This is a genomic window from Enterococcus spodopteracolus (genome assembly GCF_030441955.1).
Taxonomy (GTDB): Bacteria; Bacillota; Bacilli; order Lactobacillales; family Enterococcaceae; genus Enterococcus_B; species Enterococcus_B spodopteracolus.
On the sequence record NZ_JARJHD010000171.1, the window covers coordinates 1 to 255 of the forward strand.

1 protein-coding gene is annotated in these 255 nt (G+C 38.0%); it reads right to left on the minus strand.

The window, feature by feature from the left end:
• Positions 1-138: 138 nt before the first annotated feature.
• A partial coding sequence (locus P3R27_RS15055; RefSeq protein WP_301357624.1) for a WxL domain-containing protein occupies positions 139-255 on the minus strand: 117 nt, incomplete at its 5' end.

Genomic DNA, 255 nt, shown 5'->3' on the forward strand with positions numbered 1-255 from the left:
ATATGTACTTGCTTGTTTCATTCGTTTTCTCCTTCCTTTAAAGAAAGTAGCGCTACAAAATTGTAACGCTACGTCATGGACTTCTATCAACTGAATCCTTCGGTTTCGTTAGAAGAATCAGTCATCCCTTCCATCTGATTAGTTATTATCAGGAGTAGAAGATAATTCCCAAGTCAGTGTGGATTTGTATTGTATCGCATCTTTCGCTGTAGAGCCTGGAACAAATAATTGAATCGCTTCATTGGTCACTACATC